This window comes from Halomonas heilongjiangensis (genome assembly GCF_002879645.1).
Lineage (GTDB): Bacteria > Pseudomonadota > Gammaproteobacteria > Pseudomonadales > Halomonadaceae > Halomonas > Halomonas heilongjiangensis.
Genome location: NZ_PNRE01000038.1, coordinates 1 through 22464 on the forward strand (window position 1 = coordinate 1; position 22464 = coordinate 22464).

17 protein-coding genes and 1 tRNA gene are annotated in these 22464 nt (G+C 67.6%); 9 read left to right on the forward strand and 9 right to left on the reverse strand.

All coding sequences use genetic code 11. The features are described 5' to 3' along the window. Positions 1-63: 63 nt before the first annotated feature. Positions 64-139: transfer RNA gene (locus C1H66_RS08820), tRNA-Glu, on the reverse strand. A gap of 197 nt (positions 140-336) precedes the next feature. On the opposite strand from C1H66_RS08820, the gene msrB reads away from it, so the two are divergent. The 6 genes from msrB to C1H66_RS08850 all read left to right on the forward strand — a co-directional run bounded on the left by msrB (position 337) and on the right by C1H66_RS08850 (position 7011). Then, the gene (gene msrB, locus C1H66_RS08825; protein WP_102627522.1) at positions 337-738 is read left to right on the forward strand and encodes a peptide-methionine (R)-S-oxide reductase MsrB; all 402 of its coding nucleotides are present in this window, start codon (positions 337-339) and stop codon (positions 736-738) included. Positions 739-819: 81 nt separating this feature from the next. Further along, positions 820-1791 (forward strand): ribosome biogenesis GTPase YlqF, encoded by a 972-nt coding sequence (ylqF, locus tag C1H66_RS08830; RefSeq protein WP_102627523.1) that lies wholly within the window; start codon positions 820-822, stop codon positions 1789-1791. Between the two features lie 44 nt (positions 1792-1835). Further along, complete coding sequence (locus C1H66_RS08835; protein WP_102627524.1) at positions 1836-3065, forward strand: pyridoxal phosphate-dependent aminotransferase; 1230 nt, start codon at positions 1836-1838, stop codon at positions 3063-3065. 125 nt (positions 3066-3190) lie between these two features. Continuing rightward, a complete protein-coding gene (htpX, locus tag C1H66_RS08840; RefSeq protein ID WP_102627525.1) occupies positions 3191-4096 on the forward strand; it encodes a protease HtpX in 906 nt (301 codons plus the stop codon). Positions 4097-4232: 136 nt separating this feature from the next. Then, complete coding sequence (locus tag C1H66_RS08845) at positions 4233-4736, forward strand: putative pterin-binding protein (protein WP_102627526.1); 504 nt, start codon at positions 4233-4235, stop codon at positions 4734-4736. Between the two features lie 4 nt (positions 4737-4740). Next, positions 4741-7011 carry an ATP-binding protein gene (locus C1H66_RS08850; RefSeq protein ID WP_102627527.1) on the forward strand — a complete coding sequence of 757 codons (2271 nt, stop codon included), beginning with the start codon at positions 4741-4743 and terminating at the stop codon, positions 7009-7011. A 22-nt stretch (positions 7012-7033) separates the two neighbouring features. On the opposite strand, the gene pdxB is transcribed toward C1H66_RS08850, so the two are convergent. Next, complete coding sequence (gene pdxB, locus C1H66_RS08855) at positions 7034-8197, reverse strand: 4-phosphoerythronate dehydrogenase PdxB (RefSeq protein WP_102627528.1); 1164 nt, start codon at positions 8195-8197, stop codon at positions 7034-7036. A gap of 129 nt (positions 8198-8326) precedes the next feature. Here pdxB and C1H66_RS08860 point away from each other — a divergent pair, with 129 nt between their 5' ends. Next, positions 8327-8608 carry a hypothetical protein gene (locus C1H66_RS08860; protein ID WP_102627529.1) on the forward strand — a complete coding sequence of 94 codons (282 nt, stop codon included), beginning with the start codon at positions 8327-8329 and terminating at the stop codon, positions 8606-8608. 19 nt (positions 8609-8627) lie between these two features. On the opposite strand, the gene C1H66_RS08865 is transcribed toward C1H66_RS08860, so the two are convergent. Beyond that, positions 8628-8972, reverse strand: a complete 345-nt coding sequence (locus tag C1H66_RS08865) for a glutaredoxin family protein (RefSeq protein WP_102627530.1) — start codon at positions 8970-8972, stop codon at positions 8628-8630. A 196-nt stretch (positions 8973-9168) separates the two neighbouring features. Then, positions 9169-11382, reverse strand: a complete 2214-nt coding sequence (rlmKL, locus tag C1H66_RS08870; RefSeq protein ID WP_102627531.1) for a bifunctional 23S rRNA (guanine(2069)-N(7))-methyltransferase RlmK/23S rRNA (guanine(2445)-N(2))-methyltransferase RlmL — start codon at positions 11380-11382, stop codon at positions 9169-9171. A gap of 276 nt (positions 11383-11658) precedes the next feature. Here rlmKL and rmf point away from each other — a divergent pair, with 276 nt between their 5' ends. Next, entirely contained in the window at positions 11659-11865 is a 207-nt protein-coding gene (gene rmf, locus C1H66_RS08875) for a ribosome modulation factor (protein ID WP_102627532.1), read from the forward strand. Between the two features lie 86 nt (positions 11866-11951). Here the strand turns inward: rmf and C1H66_RS08880 are convergent, their stop codons facing one another. The 5 genes from C1H66_RS08880 to C1H66_RS08900 form a co-directional block, all read right to left on the reverse strand. Next, positions 11952-12986 carry a quinone-dependent dihydroorotate dehydrogenase gene (locus C1H66_RS08880; protein ID WP_102627533.1) on the reverse strand — a complete coding sequence of 345 codons (1035 nt, stop codon included), beginning with the start codon at positions 12984-12986 and terminating at the stop codon, positions 11952-11954. Between the two features lie 109 nt (positions 12987-13095). Continuing rightward, positions 13096-17937, reverse strand: coding sequence for an NAD-glutamate dehydrogenase (locus tag C1H66_RS08885; protein ID WP_102627534.1), 4842 nt, complete (start codon positions 17935-17937; stop codon positions 13096-13098). A 190-nt stretch (positions 17938-18127) separates the two neighbouring features. Continuing rightward, positions 18128-19249, reverse strand: a complete 1122-nt coding sequence (gene trmA / locus C1H66_RS08890) for a tRNA (uridine(54)-C5)-methyltransferase TrmA (protein WP_102627535.1) — start codon at positions 19247-19249, stop codon at positions 18128-18130. 55 nt (positions 19250-19304) lie between these two features. Then, positions 19305-20081, reverse strand: coding sequence for a glutamate racemase (gene murI, locus C1H66_RS08895; RefSeq protein ID WP_102627536.1), 777 nt, complete (start codon positions 20079-20081; stop codon positions 19305-19307). 210 nt (positions 20082-20291) lie between these two features. Beyond that, positions 20292-20837: a hemerythrin domain-containing protein gene (locus C1H66_RS08900; RefSeq protein WP_102627572.1), complete on the reverse strand. Its 546-nt coding sequence runs from the start codon at positions 20835-20837 to the stop codon at positions 20292-20294. 221 nt (positions 20838-21058) lie between these two features. On the opposite strand from C1H66_RS08900, the gene C1H66_RS08905 reads away from it, so the two are divergent. Then, the gene (locus C1H66_RS08905) at positions 21059-22408 is read left to right on the forward strand and encodes a replication-associated recombination protein A (RefSeq protein ID WP_102627537.1); all 1350 of its coding nucleotides are present in this window, start codon (positions 21059-21061) and stop codon (positions 22406-22408) included. Positions 22409-22464 lie beyond the last annotated feature (56 nt).

Sequence of the window (22464 nt, forward strand, 5' to 3'; positions counted from 1 at the left end):
GCCTTGGCAAGGCGATGCTCTACCACTGAGCTATTCCCGCACTCCGGCACCTGATGAGTCGAGTGGCGTCCCATAGGGGGTTCGAACCCCTGTTCCCGCCGTGAAAGGGCGGTGTCCTGGACCACTAGACGAATGGGACACATGTCTCGGCTCGTCGAGGTGGCGCGTATGTTACTGAGCACCCTGAAAGCTGTCAAGCCTGGTGCCGGCCGTCGTTGAACGGGCGTGACCGAAGACGGAAATCCCCTGGCATGGCGGTGGGTAGATGGTGCCACAATGTAGGCATCGGCCCGGTGGCCGATGCCGCCCCTGACAGGCCAGACCAGGAGAGACGTCATGCGAAGGAAGATCGAGAAGAGTGACGCCGAGTGGCGTGCGCAGCTGACACCCGAGCAGTACCACGTGACCCGCGAGAAAGGCACCGAGCGCCCCTTCAGCGGAGACCACCGGGTCACCGACGAGCACGGCATCTACCACTGCGTCTGCTGTAACGCCCCGCTGTTCGAGAACGAGCACAAGTTCGATGCCGGCTGCGGCTGGCCCAGCTTCGACCGCCCCCTGGTATCGGGCTGCGTCGAGGAGCACCCCGACACCACCCAGGGCATGCAGCGCACCGAGGTGACCTGCGCCCGGTGCAACGCCCACCTGGGCCATGTCTTCCCCGACGGCCCGGCCGAGACCACCGGACTGCGCTACTGCATCAACTCGGTGGCGATCCAGTTCCATGCCGGCGAGTAGGCGACTGGCCTGACCTGAAACGGGCGACCGTCTGGTATGATGGTCGCCCTTTTCATTTTCAGGCTCGCAGGAGTGGCTCCGATGCTCGGCTGGTACCCGGGACACATGAACAAGGCGCGCCGGCAGATCACCGAGGCGCTGCCGGAGATCGACGTGGTGATCGAGGTCCTCGACGCCCGGCTGCCCTACTCCAGCGCCAACCCCATGCTCGCCGAGCTGACCCGCCACAAGCCGGTGCTGAAGGTGCTCTCCCGCGCCGACCTGGCCGACCCCGAGCGCACCCGCGAGTGGACCGCCCACTTCGATGCCCAGGCCGATACCCGGGCCCTGCCGGTGACCACCACCAACGCCCGGGAGCTCAAGCGCATCCCCAGGCTGTGCCACGAACTGGCGGGGCAGGTGCGCGTCGATCGCGACGTGCGGGTGATGGTCATGGGCATCCCCAACGTCGGCAAGTCGACCCTGATCAACGGCCTGGCCGGGCGCACCATCGCCAAGACCGGCAACGAGCCGGCGGTGACCAAGCGCCAGCAGAAGGTGCGCATCGCCGGCCGGGTGGCGCTGATCGACACCCCCGGGGTGCTGTGGCCCAAGATCGAGGACCAGGCCAGCGCCTACCGCCTGGCCGCCAGCGGCGCCATTCGCGACACCGCCATCGACTATGTGGACGTGGCCGTGGTCACCGCCGCCGAACTCGCGCGGCGCTATCCCGAGGCGCTCAAGGCGCGCTACAAGCTCAAGGCGCTGCCGGCCTATACGCCCAACCCCGAGGCCGAGCGTGTCGAGGCCGACGGCCCGGCGCGCGTCGACCTGCTGGCGCTGGCCGGCTTCGACGGCCATGCGATACTGGCCGAGATCGCCGCCCGGCGCGGCGGCCTGCGCCCCGGTGGCGAGGTCGACCTGCACCGCGGCGCCGAAGTGCTGCTGCACGAGCTGCGCGACGGCAAGCTCGGCCGGCTGACCCTGGAGACCCCGGCGGATATCACCGCCGAACCGGAAGACGAGCCGGCCGGCGTCGAGGAGGATGGCCCCCGGCCCGGCAACCCCGCATAATCACACGCTCGCACCCGCCATTGCCTGCATGGACACTGGAAGACATGGACACCACCCCGATCCGGAAATCGCACAAGCTGCACAACGTCTGCTACGACATCCGCGGCCCGGTGCTCGACCACGCCAAGCGCCTGGAAGAGGAAGGCCAGCGCATCCTCAAGCTGAACATCGGCAACCCCGCCCCGTTCGGCTTCGAGGCCCCGGAGGAGATCCTCCAGGACGTGATGCGTAACCTGCCCACCGCCCAGGGCTACTGCGATTCCAAGGGGCTCTACTCGGCGCGCAAGGCGATCATGCAGGAGTGCCAGCGCAAGAACATACCCAACGTCGGCATCGAGGATATCTACATCGGCAACGGCGTCTCCGAGCTGATCGTGATGACCATGCAGGCACTGCTCAACGACGGCGACGAGGTGCTGATCCCGGCCCCCGACTACCCGCTGTGGACCGCCGCCGCCAACCTCTCCGGCGGCCACGCCGTGCACTACCTGTGCGACGAGCAGGCCGACTGGGCGCCGGACCTCGCCGACATCCGCGCCAAGGTGACCGCCCACACCCGGGCCATCGTGATCATCAATCCCAACAACCCCACCGGTGCCGTCTATGCGCCGGAGGTGGTGAGCGAGCTGCTGGATATCGCCCGCGAGCACGACCTGGTGGTGTTCTCCGACGAGATCTACGACAAGATCCTCTACGATGACGTCGAACACGTCTCCACCGGGGCGCTGGCCTCGGAGGACCAACTGGTGGTGACCATGAACGGGCTCTCCAAGAGCTACCGCTGTGCCGGCTTCCGCTCCGGCTGGATGATCCTGTCGGGGCATATCGCCAAGCAGCGCGCCGCCGACTTCATCCAGGGGTTGACCATGCTCGCCTCGATGCGCCTGTGCGCCAACGTACCGGCCCAGCACGCCATCCAGACGGCACTCGGCGGCTACCAGTCGATCAACGACCTGATCCTGCCCGGCGGGCGCCTGCTGGCCCAGCGCGACATCACCTTCGAGAAGCTCAACGCCATTCCCGGGGTCTCCTGCGTCAAGCCGAAGGGCGCGCTCTACGCCTTCCCACGGCTCGACCCCAAGGTGTTCAACATCCGCGACGACCAGCAACTGGTGCTCGACCTGCTGCTGCAGGAGAAGATCCTGCTGGTCCAGGGCACCGCCTTCAACTGGCCGGACCCCGACCACGTGCGCATCGTCACCCTGCCCTGGGCCGACCAGCTCGAGGATGCCTTGGACCGTTTCGCCCGCTTCCTGTCGCGCTACCGTCAGTGAACGCGACAGGCCATCGCCTGTGCCGCGCTTGAAACCCGACGACCGAGCCCGTATCTAAGCAACAGCTTCTGGACGCCGCCCGCGGGCGACACCTCCCCCTTGACGACTGATGGAGAACCCACCCCATGATGCGAATCCTGCTCTTCCTGGGCACCAACCTGGCAGTGATACTCGTCGCCAGCATCACCCTGCGCCTGCTGGGGGTCGAGGGCTACCTGCGCGGCCAGGGCATGAATTTCAACGCCCTGCTGATCTTCTGCTTCGTGTTCGGCATGGCCGGCTCCATGGTCTCGCTGTTCATCTCCAAGTGGATGGCCAAGCGCGCCACCGGCACCATGGTGATCGAGACGCCCTCCAATGCCACCGAGAAGTGGCTGCTCGACACCGTGGCGGAACTCGCCCGTGATGCCGGCATCAAGACCCCCGAGGTGGGTATCTTCCCCGCCCAGCAATCCAACGCCTTCGCCACCGGCTGGAACAAGGACGACGCCCTGGTGGCGGTCTCGGCCGGCCTGCTCAACCGCATGCGCCCGGAAGAGGTACGCGCGGTGCTGGCCCACGAGATCGGCCACGTGGCCAACGGCGACATGGTCACCCTGGCGCTGATCCAGGGCGTGGTGAACACCTTCGTGATGTTCTTCGCGCGGGTGGTCGCTCATCTGGTCGACAACTTCCTGCGCAGCCGCAGCGATGGCGCCGGCGGGCTCGGTTTCATGGGCTACTTCGCGGTGGTGATCGTCGCCGAGATCGTCTTCGGCATCGTCGCCTCGGCCATCGTCGCCTGGTTCTCGCGCTTCCGCGAATACCGCGCCGACGCCGCCGGCGCGAAGCTCGCCGGCTCGGGTGCCATGATCAACGCCCTGGCACGCCTCAAGGCCGAGACCGAGATGCCCGACCAGATGCCGGACACCCTGACGGCCTTCGCCATCACCACCGGCCAGACGCGCAAGATCATGGAGCGGCTCTTCGCCAGCCACCCTCCCCTGGATGACCGCATCCGGGCGCTGAAGGAAGCGGCCTATCGGCAGTGACGCCCGCCCACGACGAGGCCTCGGGCCCGCCAATCCGGTGGGCCCGATCCCTTTCGGCCACCCACCCGGCGAGCGTTGACGCCCAGGTGCGTGAGCCACCTTATACTAGGTGTTCCCCCCAGCCACGGACGACACAATGCGCCAGCTCCTCTTGATCGTCTCGCTACTGCCCTGGCTCGCAGCCGGCCCGGCAGTGGCACTGGAAGCCCCCCAGGGGCCGGTCCTGCTGACCGTGACCGGCCACATCGCGCACACCAACGCCGGCGATGAAGCCCACTTCGACCGTGAGATGCTGCTGGCCCTGCCCCAGCGCGTCACCACCACCCAGACCCCCTGGCACGACGAGACCGTCACCTTCTCCGGGCCCCTCGGCCGTGCGCTGCTGGACGCCGTGGGGGCTGAGGGCGAGATGCTGCGGATCACGGCGCTTAACGACTACGCCGCCAGCGTACCGGTGCAGGACCTGATGGAACATGACGTCATCCTGGCCATGTTCATGAACGGGGAGCCGCTCAGGGTCAGGGACCAGGGACCGCTGTTCGTCATCTACCCCTTCGACGAACACCCCCACCTGCTCACCGAAGGGGTCATGGCCCGCTCGGTATGGCAGGTCAACCGCATCGACGTACGGCGCGACTGACCCCATGAGCCGGCTTCTACCCGCCAGCATGCTGCGATACAGGATCGCGACCTTTGCCGCCATCCTGCTGTTTCTCTCCGCCCTGGTCACGGCCGGGGCCGTCCACCAGCGGCAGCAGCAAATCGAGAACAAGATGCTCGGGAACCTGACCTGGGCGACCTACCAGTTCGACCGGGAGGTGCGCGATCTGAGGTTGGCCCTGAGCGACATCCCCGACGCGCGGGGCGAGGACCTGCAGCTTCGCTACGAGATTCTCGTCAGCCGCGCCAACCTCTTCGGTCAGGGCGAGCTTCGTCAAGCGATAGCCGGCACCCCCCTGACCGAAGGCCTGCAAGCCGCCAACCAACATATCCAGGCCCTGGCCCCCCTCCTCGCGACCATCACCACCGGAGAACAGCCACTCGACAGCCAGCAGCGCCAGCGGATAGGCGCACGACTCGTCGAGCTCCAGCAGATCACCTCGGCCCTGCTGCTCGATACCAACACCTATGCCGGCAGGCTGCGCACCGCCGAACGCAACGGCCTGCTGAAGCTCTACGGCGTGATGCTCACCCTGACCTTGCTGCTGCTGCTCTCCGGCATCGTGCTGGTGGTCTCGCTGATCCGAGAGGGCCGCGAGCATGCCCACAAGACGCGCATGCTGGAGAACCAGGCCCGCGAACTGGACGACACAGCGAGCCGGGCCGAGCAGGCCAGCCAGGCGAAATCGGAGTTCATGGCAGTGATGAGCCATGAAATCCGTACGCCGCTCAATGGCGTGGCGGGCGTCGCCGACCTGCTGACCGATGAGCCGCAGAGCGAACGCGGACGGGTACTCATCGCGTCACTCAACGATAGCGTCCTGAGCCTGCAGGCCGTCATCAACGACGTGATCGACTACACGAAGTTCGAAGCCGGTTCCCTCGACCTGGAGACCGAGCCCTTCGACATTCGCGCCTTCATCGAGCAACTCTGTCGCGGCTACCGGCTGCGCAGCGAGAAGCACGCCATCCGCTTCCGCTGTCGGGTGGAGGACGACGTGCCCGCCTACCTCGAAGGCGACATCAACCGCCTGCGCCAGATCTTGATGAATCTGCTGAACAATGCCTTCAAGTTCACCGATGAAGGCAGCGTCAGCCTGACGGTGGCACTCGCCGACGCGGATGGCATCCGCTTTTCGGTGGAAGACTCCGGCTGCGGTATCCCGGAAGACCGCCAGGAGGCGCTGTTCAAGCCGTTCTCCCAGGTCGACAGCTCCATCGCACGCCGCCATGGGGGCTCCGGCCTGGGGCTGGCCATCTGTGATCGGCTGGTGGCGGCCATGAAGGGCCGCATCGGGGTCGAGAGCCATCCGCATCGGGGCAGCCACTTCTGGTTCGAAGTGCCCCTTCCCGCTGCCGATGCCATCCCCCTGGTCTCGAGCCTTGCCACCTGTGCCGTCCGGGAGCTACCGCCGCTGCCCCGTGGTCGCGTGCTCGTGGTCGAGGATCAGGTCATCAATCGCGATATCGTCTGCGCCATGCTCGAGAGCCTGGGACAGACCGTCCTGTTGGCGGAAAATGGCGAACAGGCCCTGGCCATGCTGTCACGACAGGGCGTCGACCTGGTCTTCATGGACATGCAGATGCCGGTGATGGACGGCGTGACCACCACCCGGTGCTGGCGCGAGCGGGAAAGCCGTCTCTCGGCGACACGCCTGCCCATCGTCGCCATAACGGCGAACGTGATGCCCGTCGACAGGCAACGCTGCATGGACGCCGGCATGGATGAGGTGATCTGCAAACCCTTCACCCGCCACGACCTCTACAGGGTGCTGGCCCACTACCTGAACGCCTCCTCCGGCGCCGGCCCCTTGCCCTCGTCGCCACCCGGTGACGAAGCGGTCGGCGGCCAGACGAAAGACACGGTCCACACTCCGGCCGATGTCACCGCAGGCGGTGATCCACTGCTGGACCAGCGGGTGTTCGAGGAGCTGAGGGACTCACTCGGCAGTCATGCCCTCGGCAAGCTCAACGCCCTGTTCCTGGACCTGCTGCCCGAGCAGCGACAATGCATGGCCCAAGGAATCGCCGAGCGAGATCGCCGCGCGCTCTTCGAAGCGGCTCACTCCCTGAAGGGCGCCGCCGCCTCCCTAGGCTGCGAGGCGCTCGCCCGGGCGTCCGCCAGGCTCGAGCGAGACGCCGGGCACGCCGACTTCGCCTCCCTCGGTGAAACCGTCAGCCGACTCGAACGCCTCGGGCATGCCACCGCCCGCGCCCTCGAATCCCGGCAACATGCCGGGGCCGGCGGCGACTGACCCACCTCGGTCTCCCGGTCCCTCAGGCCGGCAGGTCACCGTGCTCGCAAGCGATGAAGCCGGCACCTTCCAGCAGGGAAGAGAGCCGACGGGCCTCCTGTCGCAGCTCGACTTCCAGGGTCGCGAACTCGCGGCGCAGCGGGTAGCGGGCACGGCAGGCATCGAAGCCCCTGGCCATGCCCTGGCGGCGCGACTCGCGCAACAGGCTGTCGTGGTCACGGCGCACGTCGTGGACCGCCCGGACACACAGCCGCAGCGCCTCCTCGGCCTCCAGCCTCCCCTGCAGCACCAGGCGCGATACCGACGGTGGCGGCAGCAGGTCGGCGAGCGTCACGCGTGCCGGCAGGCCGAGGTGCCGGGACAGCTCCCGGTAGACCTGGTGGGTGCCTCGCAACTTGCCGTCGAGGCTGTGGCCGGCGACATGCGGCGTGGCGATCGCCGCCAGGTCATGCAGCGCCGCATCGATGCCGGGCTCATGCTCCCAGACGTCGAGCACGGCGGTGATATCGCCCTGCCCGGCCAGCCGCTGGCGCAGTGCCTGGCCGTCGATGCAGCCGCCGCGGCCGGCATTGAGCACCACCGTTCCCGGCGCCAGCTCGGCGATCCGTTCGGCATCGAGCAGATGACGGGTGGCATGAGGGCCGTCGGTGACCAGGGGAGTATGCAGGCAGACAACATCACAGGCGTCGATCAGCGCCGCCAGATCGACGAAACCCCGGGCCCCCTCCCGCTCCGCCCGGGGCGGATCGCAGGCCAGGCAGTCGATGCCCAGGGCCTCGAGCCGCCCGAGCAGCCTTCCGCCGACGTTACCGGCCCCGACGACGCCGATCCGGCGGTCGGCCAGCCGCCAGCCCTGGCACTCGGCCAGGGTCAGCAGGCTGCCGAGAACGTAGTCGACCACCGCCTCGGCGTTGCAGCCGGGGGCACTGGCGAAGGCGATGCCGTGGCGCGCCAGGGCGGCCTGGTCGACATGGTCGGTGCCGATGGTGCAGGTGCCGACGAAACGCAGCCGCGAGGCTTCCTGGATCAGCGCCTCGTCGACCCGGGTGATCGAGCGCACCACCAGGGCATCGGCATCGCGCACGGCCCCGGCATCGATCTCGCGGCCCGGCAGCCGGACCACCTCGCCGAGCCCGCCAAAACAGGCGTCTGCGGCGGGTACATTGGCATCGACGAGGATTCTCATGGCATGTCTCCTGGCTCCCTGGATGGCACGACTTGTTCGGGCGGCTCAAGGCCTTACAATACCTGCCTAGCCACCATATGACACTTGAGCGCTGCCGTGTGGCAGTGCCTCGCGCTTTCGGGAGTCGCCGTGATCGTCCGCTGGGAAACCGACCATGACTATGTGCTGGTACATGTCCACCAGGACATGTTCGGCGACTGGATCTTCAGCCGTGCCTGGGGGCAGATCGGCACCCAGTTCGGGGGGCTCAAGCACCGTCTGGCCGACGACCACGCCCAGGCGATGATGTGGCTCGGCGACGAAGCCACCATCCAGGCTTCCCGCGGCTTCCGCAAGGTGCTGGAGGTGGAGGCCGAGTCCGCCGAGGGACGTGACGCCATCAGCCAGCTGTCACTGCTCGACAACGCCTGAGCCCCTCGTTCCGAGGCACTCACCCCAGGTAGCGCCGGCCGCCGCGTATCACCGCGCCCCGGGCCGGGCGCGGCGGCTCTCCCCCCAGCTCCCGCTGCAGCTGCTGCCAGGCGGCCTCGTCCAGCCAGCCCCGCGCGGCCAGCCAGGCCGCCAGCCGTGGCGCCTCGAAGCCGCGGTCGAGCTCCTCGCCGGCCGCGTCCGCCAATACCGGAATCCGCACCCCGTAGCGCTCGACCAGGGCATCGTCCTCGCTGATCTCGACCCGGTCGAGCACCGGCGCTTCGTTGGCCAGGTGGAACAACAGCGCCTCGAACTGCTCGCAGAGATGACACCCCAGGGTGGTATAGAGCCGCAGCCGGATCATGACGCCTCCCGATGGTGGTTCAGAGTCGCTGGGGTTGACTGCGATGACGGGCTACCGACGTTGGTGAAGCCTGTGGGGTCTGACCCCCGGGACATCGAGGTCGCCGTGGAATGCCCATGATGCCGACTCCTGTCGGGCACGGGGTCAGACCCCACTGGCGTGACCTCGACGCAAGAGCCCAGCTCTCTATCGCCTATCATGACGCCTCCCGGTGGCGGATCAGGAAACAGTGGTGCAACGCGGGGCGTCGCTGGAAATCCGGATCGAAGGTTCGCTTCGAAATGTCCTCCACCGCATAGTGCTCGGCGAGGTCGGCATCCAGCTGGAAGCGACGCTGGTTGTTGGAGAACACCAGGGTGCCGCCCGGCGCCAGGCGAGCCATGGCCAGGCGCACCAGGCGGCCGTGGTCGCGCTGCACGTCCAGGGTGGCCTCCATCTTCTTGGAGTTGGAGAAGGTCGGCGGGTCCAGGAAGATCAGGTCGAACTGCGCCCGGGCGGTCTCCAGCCAGCGCAGGCAGTCGTCGCGCACCACCCGGTGGCGGCTCGGGTCGAGGCCGTTGAGGGCGAAGTTGTCCCGCGCCCACTCCAGGTAGGTGTTGGAGAGATCGACGCTGACGCTGTCGCTGGCCCCGCCCGCCGCCTCGGCGCCCTCGCTCTGCGCCCCCAGTGCCGCCTGCACCGTGGCGGTGCCGGTGTAGCAGAACAGGTTGAGGAAGCGCTTGCCGGCGGCCATCTCGCCCAGCATCCGTCGCACCGGGCGGTGGTCGAGGAACAGGCCGGTGTCGAGGTAGTCGCGCAGGTTGACCCACAGCCGTGCCCGGCCCTCGCGCACCTCGAAGCGCTCGCCGCTGGCGGCCTGCTTCTGGTACTGGCCCTTCCCGCTCTGACGCTCGCGGCGTTTGACCACGATCGCCGCCGGGTCCACGCCGAGCACTTCGGGCAGCACCGTGAGGGCATCGAAGAGGCGCCTCTGGGCCTGGTCGGCGTCGATGGTCTTCGGCGGCGCGTACTCCTGGACATGCACCCGCGTGCCGTAGACGTCGATCGCCAGGGCGTACTCCGGCATGTCGGCGTCATAGAGCCGATAACAGCTCTCGCCGGACTGCTTGAGCCATTTGCGCAGCCGCTTGCGGTTCTTCTCCAGGCGATTGGCGAACATCTGCGCCCCCCTGGAGTATCGGGGCGTTGCCGCGACCTCAGCACGGGCCTCGCCCTCCTCGGTCTCGGGAATCGCCATCAGCAGCAGCCGGGCATCCAGCGGGCCGTTCTTCAGCGAGTAGTGCTTGTGGGCGCGCAGGCCGATGCGGTGGCCCAGGTCGGGGTTGGCGGTGAACACCGCCAGCTGCCAGCCGGGAAAGGCCGCCCGCGCCCGTTCGCCGAGCTGGCCGTAGAGCGTCACCAGTTCCGGCAGCTCGCCCAGGCGCTCGCCATAGGGCGGGTTGGTGATCAGCAGGCCCCGAGTCTCGTCCGGCACCCCCGCGGGGCGCTCGAGCCGGCCCAGCGAGGCACCATGGAACTCGATGAGCGCCGGAATACCGGCGCGCATGGCGTTGGCCCTGGCCGCAGCCAATGCCGGTGGGCTCTCGTCGAAGCCGAACAGCCGTGATCGACAGCGCTTGCGCCCGATGCTCGCCCGGGCCTCGGCCTCGCGGCGCAGCTCCCGCCACCGCCGCTCATCATGGCCGGCCCAGCCGTGGAAGCCGAAGCGCTCCCGCGCCAGGTTGGGGGCGATATCGGCGGCGATCAGCGCCGCCTCGATCAGCAAGGTGCCGGCGCCGCAGAGCGGGTCGACCAGCGGCGCGCCCTGCCGAGCCTGTTCCGGCCAGCCGGCGCGCACCAGCAGGGCCGCGGCCAGGTTCTCCTTGAGTGGCGCATGACCGACGTCGCGACGATAGCCCCGGCGGTGCAGGCTGTCGCCGGAGAAGTCCACCCCCAGGGTCAGCCGGCCGCGATGCAGGTTGGCGTAGAGGCGCAGATCGGGGTGGCGCAGGTCGACATCGGGCCGCGGGCACCCCTCGGCGAACAGCCGCTCCACCACCCCGTCCTTGACGGTCTGGGCACCGAAACGGGTGTGGCGTATCGCCTCGGAGCGTCCGTGAAAGTCCACCGCCAGACTGCCACCGGGCCCCAGATGGGCCCGCCAGTCCACCGCCGCGACGGCATGACGCAGCTGCTCCGGTGTCTCGATTCCCTCCTCGCGCACCAGGCACAACACCACGCGGTTGGCCAGGCGCGACCAGAGGCAGATCCGGTAGGCGCTCTCGAGGCTGGCCCGGAAATGCACCCCGGCCACGGTGGTCTTGCCCGGCTGGCCCCCGAGTTCGGCGAGCTCGTCGGCCAGCAGGAGCTCGATGCCCTTCGGGCAGGTGGCGAGGAATACCAGTGAATCAGTCACTTGTGTCTCAGTCATGTAAGGTCCATCGGTCCCTGGTGGGGATGGAGCGTGGCCATTACCACCGAGTGAACGGGATGTTACAAATCAACGGTCGACAACGTCGACCCCGTTGCGCTATCAATTAGTCAGTAGCTACTGAACAACGCATGCGTTCGCTGTCAACGGGTCTCCTCCGTCGCACAGTCGGCATCCTTTTGCCGGCAGGTGGAGGATGGCCCGAGGATCGAAAACGGGCGGGCTCAGCCTTTTTCAGGACGGGCCCAATCCGGTACCTTTTCAAGAGGTAGTCCAATGAAACGACAGAAACGTGATCGCTTCCAGCGCGCCTACATTCATGGCTACAAGGCAGGTGTCTCAGGTCGTTCCCGCGATGATTGTCCGAGTCAGGACATCAATCTTCGTGAATACTGGATGAGCGGTTGGCGTGAAGGTCGTGGCGACCATTGGTCCGGCATGACAGGTGTCTCCGGTATACACAAGAACCCCATGGTGATGTGAACCCACTACCCTCCTTCGAGGTTCCTCACCGGCCGTCATCGACGGCCAGCAGATAGAGCCCGTGGCCATGCCACGGGCTTCTTGATTCATGAGACCTCGTGTCGCTCGGCGTGAACCTTCAGTGCCCGTGCACACTCCCCTACCAGCCGCGGTCCGCGGTAGATGAACCCCGAATAGAGCTGCACCAGGTCGGCCCCGGCCACGCACTTGGCCACGGCGGCCTCTCCGCTGTCGATGCCCCCCACGCCGATGATCGGCATCGTCGGCAGGTGACGGCGCAGTTCACGCACCACCGCATTCGACGGCTCGAGGACCGGCCGGCCGGAGAGTCCCCCCTGCTCGTCGCCATGCACGAGCCCCGCCACCGCCTCCCGCGACACCGTGGTGTTGGTGGCGACCACCGCATCGATGGCATTGGCCGCAAGCGCCCGGGCCACCAGCGCCACCTCCTCGGCGCTCATGTCCGGGGCGATCTTCACCGCCAGCGGCACGCGCCGGCCGCTGTCACGATCGAGCACCCGCCCCGTCTCGCGCAGCGCACCGAGCAATTGGTCGAGGTGCTCGCCGAACTGCAGGTTGCGCAGCCCCGGCGTGTTGGGCGAGGAGACGTTCACCGTCACGTAATCGGCATGGGCGTGGACCTTGTGCAGGCAGGTCAGGTAGTCGTCCACCGCTCGCTCCACCGGCGTGGTCAGGTTCTTGCCGATGTTGATGCCGATCACGCCGTCATAACGGCTCTTCCGGACCCGCTCGACCAGGTGGTCCACCCCCGCATTGTTGAACCCCATGCGGTTGATGATGGCTCCCTGCGCCGGCAGTCGAAACAGCCGGGGCCTGGGATTGCCCTCCTGGGGTTTCGGCGTCACCGTCCCCACCTCGACGAAGCCAAAACCCAGCGCGCCCAGGGCGTCGAGGTGATCGGCGTTCTTGTCGAGCCCCGCCGCCAGGCCCACCCGGTTGGGGAAGCGCAACCCCATCAGCTCCAGCGGGTCGTCGACCCGGGGATCGGCCAGTCGCCCGGCAAGCCCCAGCCGGCCGGCCAGGTCCAGCCCCGACAGCGCGATCCCGTGGGCGGTTTCGGCATCGAGGCGAAACAGGAGCGAACGGGCGAGCGAATACATGGTATCTCCAGGCAGTGTCGAGCGGGCGGGCGGGAGTATAGCAGCCCGGACGCCCGGAAACGACGAACCCCGCCAGCGGGGTTCGTCGCTCACGCCATATCGACTCGCCTCAGGCTTCGCGGCTGCCTTCGGCCAGGTCGACCAGCTCGCGCACCGCGACCGCAAAGAGCGGGAAGCCGCCCTGGCTGCCGCTGCCCACCTGCTCGAGCAACCGGCACCAGCGCTGGTGCATGGCCTCGTGGAGCTCCAGCCACCGGTCGACCCGCTCCGCGGGGTCCCGCGGCCCGCCTTCCATGCCGAGCACGCCCGCCGTCAGCGCCAACTGCTGGCGGTCGATGTCGTCACGGAAGGTATCCCGGGCCTGTGCCTGCCAGCTGTCGCGCACCTTGAGGTCGGTGATCTTCTGGATCAGCCACGGCAGCTCCAGGCGATCGCCGACCTCGTAGAACGCCTCGGCCACCCGCTGGGGCTTCTCGCCGGTCTGGCGCGCCGCCTGGATGATACCGAGGGACGTATAGAGGCTGCTCGCCGCGGCCACCGTGGCGGCCAGCCCCGCGGGCACCCCCGCCTCCACCAGCTCCTTGCGCCGGGCTTCCCAGGCCTCGCGCTCCTCGCCGCGCAGCCGCTTGCCGATGTTCTCCTGCAGCTGGGCCAGGCGCGGGGCGAAGTAGGCGATCGCATCCCGGGGAGTCATGCCGAGGCGCTGACGCAGGAACCAGCGGGTCGCCCGACGCAGCATGCGCATCAGGTCGAGCATCATGCCGTACTGCACCTGGCTCGGCACCTGGTTGTCGAGCGCCTCGATCTGCTCCCACACGCCCGCCAGCTGGAAGCTCTCCCGAGCGACGACATAGGCCCGGGCGATGTCGGCACGACCGGCACCGGTGGAATCGATCAGCCGGCGCACGAAGACGATGCCCATGTGGTCGACCAGGTCGTTGGCCACCTGGGTGGCCACGATCTCGCGCTTCAGCCGGTGGTCGTACATCTCGCCGCGGAAGCGCTCGACCAGCACCTTCGGGAAGATGCGTTCGACATGCTGCGCGACGGTCGGGTCATCCGGCACCTCGGATGCGATCAGGTCGCCCTTGAGCACGCTCTTGGCATAGGAGATCAGCACCGAGAGCTCGGGCAGCAGCATGCCCTGCTCGTTGGCGGCCCGCTCCTGAAGCTCCTCGTCGGAGGGCAGGAACTCGAGCTCGCGATCGATCTGGCCGACGGCCTCGAGCTCGCTGATGAAGCGGCGGAAGGGACCGATGCCCTGGCGCGAGAGGATCTCGGAGAGATCCAGCGCCTGGGTCTGGCGATAGTTGTCGAGGATCACCAGCTCGGCGACCTCGTCGGTCATGTCCGCGAGCAGCTGGTTGCGCTGCTTGCCGGTCATGTCGCCGCGCTTGACCACCTCGTCGATGAGGATCTTGATATTGACCTCGTGGTCGGAGCAGTTCACCCCACCGGCGTTGTCGATGAAGTCGGTATTGACCCGCACCCCCTTGGCGGCGGCCTCCATGCGGCCATGCTGGGTGAGCCCGAGGTTGCCGCCCTCGCCGACCACGCGGCAGTTGAGTTCCCGGCCATCGATGCGCAGGGCGTCGTTGGCCTTGTCGCCAACGTCGGCATCGGTCTCGCCGCTGCCCTTGACGTAGGTGCCGATGCCACCGTTCCAGAGCAGGTCGACCTCGGCCTTGAGCATGGCGCGGATCAACTCGTTGGGGGACAGTTTGTCCTCCTTGATGCCGAACACCGTCTTCATCTGCGGCGAGATCGGGATCGACTTGGCGCTGCGCCGGAATACCCCGCCGCCCTCGGAGATCAGGCCGGCATCGAAGTCCTCCCAACTCGAGCGCGGCAGGTCGAACAACCGCTTGCGCTCGGCGAAGGTGGCGGCGGCATCCGGGGTCGGGTCGACGAAGATATGCAGGTGGTTGAAGGCACCCACCAACCGGATCGTCTCGGAGAGCAGCATGCCGTTGCCGAAGACGTCGCCCCCCATGTCGCCGATGCCCACCACGGTGAACTCGTCGCGCTGGGTATCCAGGCCCAGGCCACGGAAGTGGCGCTTGGTCGATTCCCAGGCCCCCTTGGCGGTGATGCCCATCTTCTTGTGGTCATAGCCGTTGGCGCCGCCCGAGGCGAAGGCGTCACCCAGCCAGTGGCCATACTCGGCGGATATCTCGTTGGCGATGTCGGAGAAGGTCGCCGTCCCCTTGTCGGCGGCCACCACCAGATAGGCATCGTCGTCGTCGTGGCGCACCACGTTCCGGGGCGGCACCACCTCGCCGCCGACCAGGTTGTCGGTGACGTCGAGCAGGGCGCGGATGAAGGTCTTGTAGCAGGCGATGCCCTCCCGCTGGATGGCGTCGCGATCGCCTCCCTCGGGCAGCCGCTTGCAGATGAAGCCGCCCTTGGCCCCCACCGGTACGATCACCGCGTTCTTGACCTGCTGGGCCTTGACCAGGCCAAGGACCTCGGTGCGGAAGTCCTCCTGGCGGTCTGACCAGCGCAGCCCACCGCGGGCCACCTTGCCCCCGCGCAGGTGGACCCCCTCGATACGCGGCGAACAGACGAATATCTCGTAGGCCGGCCGTGGCTTGGGCATGCCGGTGACCTGCGACGGGTTCATCTTGCAGGCGATGTAGTCCTTGTAGCGTCCATCGGCGCCCGTCTGGTAGTAGTTGGTGCGCAGGGTCGCCATGATCAGTTCCATGTAGCGGCGCAGCAACTGGTCGTCGTTGAGGCTGGCCACGTCATCGAGCAGCCGCACGATGCGCTGCTGGCAGGCCTCGACCTCGCTCTCGTCGGGGCGCTCCTCGGGGTCGAATCGCAGCTCGAACAGCGTCACCAGCTCCCGGGTGATCTCCGGGTGGTTGGCCAGGGTGGTGGCCATGTAATCCTGGGAAACGCCGAAGCGGATCTGCTTCAGGTAGCGGGCATAGGCGCGCAGCATCGCGACCTCGCGCCAGCCCAGGTTGGCCCCGATGATCAGGCGATTGAAGGCATCGTTGTCCGCCTCGCCGACCCAGATGCGCTGGAAGGCCTCGATGAAGGGCTCGCGCATCTCCTGCAGATTGACCTCGGTACTGGTGTGATGCTCCAGGTCGAAGTCATGGATCCAGTAGGTGGCATCGGTGGCGTGGATCCCGTAGGGGCGCTCACCGATCACCCGCAGGCCCAGATTCTCCATCATCGGCAGCACATCGGAGAGCGGAATCGGCCGGTCGCGGTGGAAGAGCTTGAGGTTGACCCCGCTGCCTTCCTCCTCGACCAGACGATAGAGCGAGAGCGCCAGGGGAATGCCATCGTCCAGCTCGCTGATGTGGTGCAGGTCGTAGACCGCGGTGCGGGCGCTGAAGTCGTCGCGATAGCTGGCGGGGAAGGCGTCGCGGAAGCGGTCCATCAAGCGATTGGCCTGCTCCTCGCCGAACCCCTCGATGCTGGCGGCCTGGAGGTCGTCACGCCAGTTGCGGGAGAGCTGGGCAACCTTGCCCTCCAGCCGCTTGAGGTCGTAGGCAACGGGATGGTCGCCTTCGAAACGCAGGATGAACTGGATACGCGCCAGCACCGACTCCGACAGGTAAGTGTTGAAGTCGCCGAAGGTGGCGCCCAGCTCCTCGCAGAGCAGGTTCTGGATGCGCAATCGCAGCTCGGTGGAGAAGACGTCCCGCGGCACGAAGACCAGGCAGGAGTAGAACTTGCCGAAGCGGTCCTCGCGCACGAACAGCCGTACCCGGCGCCGCTCGCGGATGTCGAGGATGCCCAGTGCCGTCTGCACCAGCTCGTCGATGTCGATCTGGAAGAGGTCGTCGCGCGGATAGACCTCGAGAATCTGCAACAGCTGCTTGCCGTTGTGCCCCTTGGGATTGAAGCCGGCGATCTCCATCACCGACTTGAGCTTGCGGCGCAGGATCGGCACGTTGCGCGGCGACTCGTTGTAGACCGTGGCGGTGAACAGGCCCAGGAAGCGATGTTCGCCGATCACCCGGCCCTCCTCATCGTAGCGATCGATGGAGATATAGTCGGGATAGGTCGGCCGGTGCACCCGGGCGTGGTGGGCGCTCTTGGCAAACGACAGCAGCTGGGGCACCAGCACATAGTGGTCGCCGTCGACACCGAGCGTGGTGCGGATTCGCTCGCGGTAGCGCGGCTGATCCAGGCGGAAGACCCCCAGTTCACTGCCCTCGACCTTGTCGAGCCGTTCCCGGCCATCCTGCATGCCGATCTCGTAGGCGTCATAGCCGAGGAAGGTGAAGTTGTCCTGGCGCAGCCACTCGAGGAAGGCGATGGCCTCGCTGTGGTCCTCGGGGTCGATCGACGGCGGGCGGACGGCTCGGATCTCCTCGAGCGCCTTCTCGACCTGATCGTGCATCGGTTCGAAGTCTGCCACCGCGGTGCGCACATCGACCAGCACCTCGTGGAGGCTGGCCTGGATATCGGCGAGGACGGCCGGGTCGGTATGGCGGTCGATCTCGATGGCGATCAGCGACTCGCGCGACTCGGGGGCGCCCGCCTCACGGGGAGAGACGGCCCACTCGAGGTGGTCCTTGGCATCCCTCGACACCGCCAGCACGGCGTTGTGGATCGCGTGCACGGTGATGCCCCGCCGATTCAGCTCGATGCGTACCGAGTCGACCAGGAACGGCATGTCCTCGTGCAGCACCGCCACGAAGGTGTGGGTCGACTGCCAGCCATGCTCCTCGAAGTCCGGGTTGAAGACCCGCACCTTGGGCGAGGCGGGATCGAACTGCTGAATGAAATGCCACACCGACAGGGTGGCACCATAGATGTCGTCCAGGCGGCGGTCGGCGAGGTCATCGAAGGGCACCGTGGCGTAGAAGTAGCGGGCGAAGGACTCCACCTCGCGGGCCTTGTCCCTGTCCAGCCGACTGGCCAGCCGCTCGGCCAGTTGCTTGAGAAAATCCTGCCTGACTTCGTCGTGCGCAACGTGCTGCATCCGTCACCTCGGCTGCCGACGGCCGCCGAAGGGCGGCCGGGAATAGTTCACGGCGGCCCCATGGCCGCCCTGCCCTCGATCTTACGCCACTCCCCGGACCGCCCCCACCGACTTGCCCTCTTGCTCATGGCGCATGTCGGTTGCGCATCACCGCTTGACTTTCTCTCCGCCTCCTAGACCAAGGTCGCACTCATGTCCGCCGCTCGAGCAGCACCCCGCACTCGCAGTGAGGGGTCCAGGGGAACTGGTCGAACAGGGCGAAACGCCGGATGTCATGGGACCTGGTCAGGGTCTCGAGGTTGTCCGCCAGTGTATCCGGGTTGCATGAAATATAGACGATACGCGAGTAGTCGCTGAGTTGTCGGCAGCTCGCCTCATCCAGTCCGGCCCGGGGCGGATCGACCAGCACCGTGGTGAAATCGTAGTCGTCCAGCGCCCACTCGGCCACGCGCCGCCCGCCCTTCTCGCCCTTCAGCGCCAGCGAGAACTCCTCGGCGGACATGCGGCCCACCACGGCATTGTCGATGCCGTTGGCCTCGAGGTTGAGCCGCGCACTGGCCACCGAGGTGCGCGAGATTTCGGTGGCCAGCACCCGGCGGAAGTTCTCGGCCAGGGCCACGGTGAAGTTGCCGTTGCCACAGTAGAGCTCCACCAGGTCGCCGTCCTGACTGTCGCGGGTCACCTCCCGGGCCCAGGTCAGCATCGAGCGACAGATCTCGGCATTGGGCTGGGTGAAGCTGTTCTCCACCTGCTGGTAGACGAACTCGCGCCCGTCCACCTCGAGACGTTCCCAGACGTGATCCCGCTCGAGCACCAGGCGCTGCTTGCGCGAGCGGCCGATGATCATCGCATCGAGCCTCGCCTGCAGCCGTCGCGCCTCGGCTTCCCAGGCCTCGTCCAGCGGGCGGTGGTAGATCAGGGTGACCAGCGCCTCGCCCTCGAGCGTGGTGAGGAATTCCACCTGGAACAGCTTGCGCCGCAGCAAGGGAACGTCGCGAATGGCGTCGAGCAGGCGCGGCATCAGCTCGTTGATCCGCCGACCGGCCACCGGGTAGTCGTCCAGGCGGATGACCGTCTTCTTCTTCGGGTCCTTCGGGTCGACCTCGGACCCTTGCATTTCGAACATGGCATAGAAGAGGTCGTCCCCCTCGTGCCAGAGCCGGAATTCGCAGCGCTGGCGATAGTGGCTCGGCGGCGAGGGGAACACCTCCAGCGTCGGCGGCGAGAAGCGGGCGAAGTCGTGGCTGATGCGCACGCGCTTGGCCTCGAGCTGCTGGTCGTAGCGGGCGGGGTCGACGACGGGAACGGCCACGGGGCCTCCTGTAGTGAGAAAAGTAGCGATGAAAGGATGACGAATGCTGCGACGCTCAATCGAGGTGGAGCAGGCTCGGCTCGGCGAAGCCGAATGCCGCCAGCCCCGCCCTCAGGCGCGGCTCCGGGGCGGTGACGAAGCTCTCGCCCGGCCCCCGACACGGGGCCGGACCGGCGATCACCTGGGCGACCCGGCGGGCGATGGCATCGCCGGAATCGATCCAGGCGACGCCGCGCGGCGCCGCCTCGACCAGGAAGTCATGCAACAGCGGGAAGTGGGTACAGCCCAGCACCACCGTATCGAGCTCGGAATCGCTCCACAGCGGCGCGAGTGCCTCGCGGATCACGTCGCGATCCGGGGCCTCGCCGCACACCCAGCGCTCGGCCTCGCCCACCAGCGCATCGGCGGCGAGCCGGGTGATCCGGCAGCCGGCGGCGAACTCGCGGATCAGCCGCAGGGTGTAGGGGCGGCCCACCGTGGCACTGGTGGCCAGCAAGCCGACATGCCCCGTCCGGCTGAATTGCGCCGCCGGCTTGATCGCCGGCACGGTGCCGACCACCGGTACCGCGAGGCGCCCCCGCAACGCATCCAGCGCCAGGGTGCTGGCGGTATTGCAGGCCACCACCAGGACGCAGCAGCCACTGGCCGATACCGCCGCCTCGCAGACGGCGAGGATGCGCTGCACCAGCCAGCCGTCCTCGCGAATGCCATAGGGCATCATCGCGTTGTCGCAGGCATAGGCCAGGGCCGCTCCCGGCAGGCGTTCGCGCAGGGCCGCCACCACCGAAAGCCCGCCCACGCCGGAGTCGAACACCAACACCGGCCCCGTCATCGGCAGGCCCCGCGAGGCAAGCCCCTCGCCCGGTCAGGAGCGGGGGGCAGGAGACAGAAGGGCGTGAGATGACACGGGTTGGCTGGCATCGCTCTGGGTCCCGACGGTACGTTACCGGCCGACCGCTCCCGACGGAGCACTCTGGACCGACCATGGGGACGCATTCTACCTCAGGCGGGCGACGACCCGAAGCGGCCGACGCCGGAACGCTCAGGTCACCTGTTCCGGGGCCTCGCGCAGCTCGGCATAGAGCTCGGGATAGGCCTCCTGGAGACGCTCCAGCTCGGCAGCGGCCCCTTCGGGGAGCAGTTCGGCGAGATGCCGCAGTTCCTCCTCGTCGAAGTGCTCCTGGATCAGCGGAAAGAGCAATTCGTGTTCGTCACGCAGGTAGGCCCGGTGACTCTCCAGATAGGCCTTGAGGTCGTCGGTGAAGCGATCCATCGGCACGACCGCATCCATGAGGATCATGTCGATGTCGCCGGACAGGCGTTTCAGGCGGGCGCGCAGCCCCCGGTAGTCCTTGGCCAGCTGTTCGGTGACGTCACTGCTCTCGGGAGCCTTCTGTTGCAACTGCTCGGTGCAGATCCGCTCGAGGGGCAGCGTGAACCCCTCCATGTAGTCCAGGATGTAGTCGACGACCTCCCGCACCAGCTGGAAATTGGGGCGCTCGCCGGTCGACAGGGTCTTCTGCTTGAGCTGAAGAACGTGCAACATGCGCGCCATATTGGCATGATCCCGGCGCAGCTGGGTCAGCATGGTCATGTCATGACCTCCTCTCCTGTCAGCGATGTGTGGAAGGCATTCATGTTTGGATTCGCCATCCTGGCCTAGGTTCAGCGACCCACTCGATACCGGAGGGCACGCCGAAGGCGTTGTATCAAGCTAGTGCCTGGCGGCGAGGCTGTCTATCGACCAAGGTCGCATTGTCCACCTCCCCCGCCAGGACATCCTCTTGCCGTTCATCAGGGAGACCGCCCATGGACCTGTTCCACCAGACCACCGGCGATGACGCCGCACCCCTGGCCTTCCGCATGCGACCGCGGCGGCTTGCCGACTACGTGGGCCAGCAGGCGCTGGTGGGCCCCGACAAGCCGCTGCGCCGCATGGCCGAGACCGGCGTGGTACGTTCGATGATCCTGTGGGGCCCCCCCGGCACCGGCAAGACCACCCTGGCCGAGATTCTTGCCGCGGAGTCCGGCGCTCACCTCGAGCATCTGTCGGCGGTGATGGCCGGGGTCAAGGAGATCCGTGCCGCGGTGGATCGCGCCCGGGCCGCCCAGGGCCAGGGACAGTCCACCCTGCTGTTTCTCGACGAGATCCACCGGCTCAACAAGAGCCAGCAGGATGCCCTGCTGCCCCATGTGGAGTCGGGCCTGCTGACCCTGATCGGGGCCACCACCGAGAACCCCTCCTTCGAGGTCAACTCGGCGCTGCTCTCCCGGGCGCGGGTCCATGTGCTCAAGGCGCTGTCCGAGGCGGAGCTGGTCACGGTGATGCGCCAGGCGCTCGGCGATACCGAGCGCGGCCTGGGGCATCGCCGGATCGCCGTGGACGACGGGATACTGGGGCTGCTGGCCCGGGCCGCGGCCGGCGACGCCCGCCGCGCCCTGGGGCTGCTGGAAACCGCCTGTGACTTCGCCGAGCCCGCCGAGGGCGGCGGCGAGATCCTGCGTCGTGAGGCGCTGGAGGACGTGCTCGGCCACCAGGCCAGCGCCTTCGACAAGCAGGGCGACCACTTCTACGACCTGCTCTCGGCGATCCACAAGTCGGTGCGTTCCTCGCGACCCGACGCGGCGCTGCTCTACATAGCCCGCTTCCTTCAGGGTGGCGGCGACCCGCTGGACGTGGTCCGCCGCCTCGCCGCCATCGCCTCCGAGGACGTCGGCAACGCCGACCCGCGCGCCCTGCCGCTGGTCATGGCCGCCTGGGATGCCTACCTGCGCCTGGGCGACTACGAGGGCCAGCGCGCCATCGCCCATGCGGCGATCCACCTCGCCGTGGCGCCCAAGAGCAACGCCATCGACCGCGCCTGGAAGGAGGCCAAGGCCTTCGTCGCCGCCCAGCCGAGCCTGGAGGTGCCCACTTACCTGCGCAACGCGCCGACGAAGCTGATGGCGTCCCTGGGCCACGGCCAGGGCTACCGCTATGCCCACAACGAGCCGGAAGGCTACCCGGCGGGCAGCGCCCACGACTGCTGGCCCGACGAGCTCCCGCACCCGCGTTTCTACCGGCCGACGGCGTACGGCCAGGAGAAGCGCTATGGCCAGCTCATGGCCTGGCGGGAGGCGCTCGACAGGGAGGCGGACGGAAACGGCAGCGACGCGTAGCGCCGAGGCGTACGCCGAAAACAGCCTGAATCGAATCGCCCCCGTGGCAGGACCAC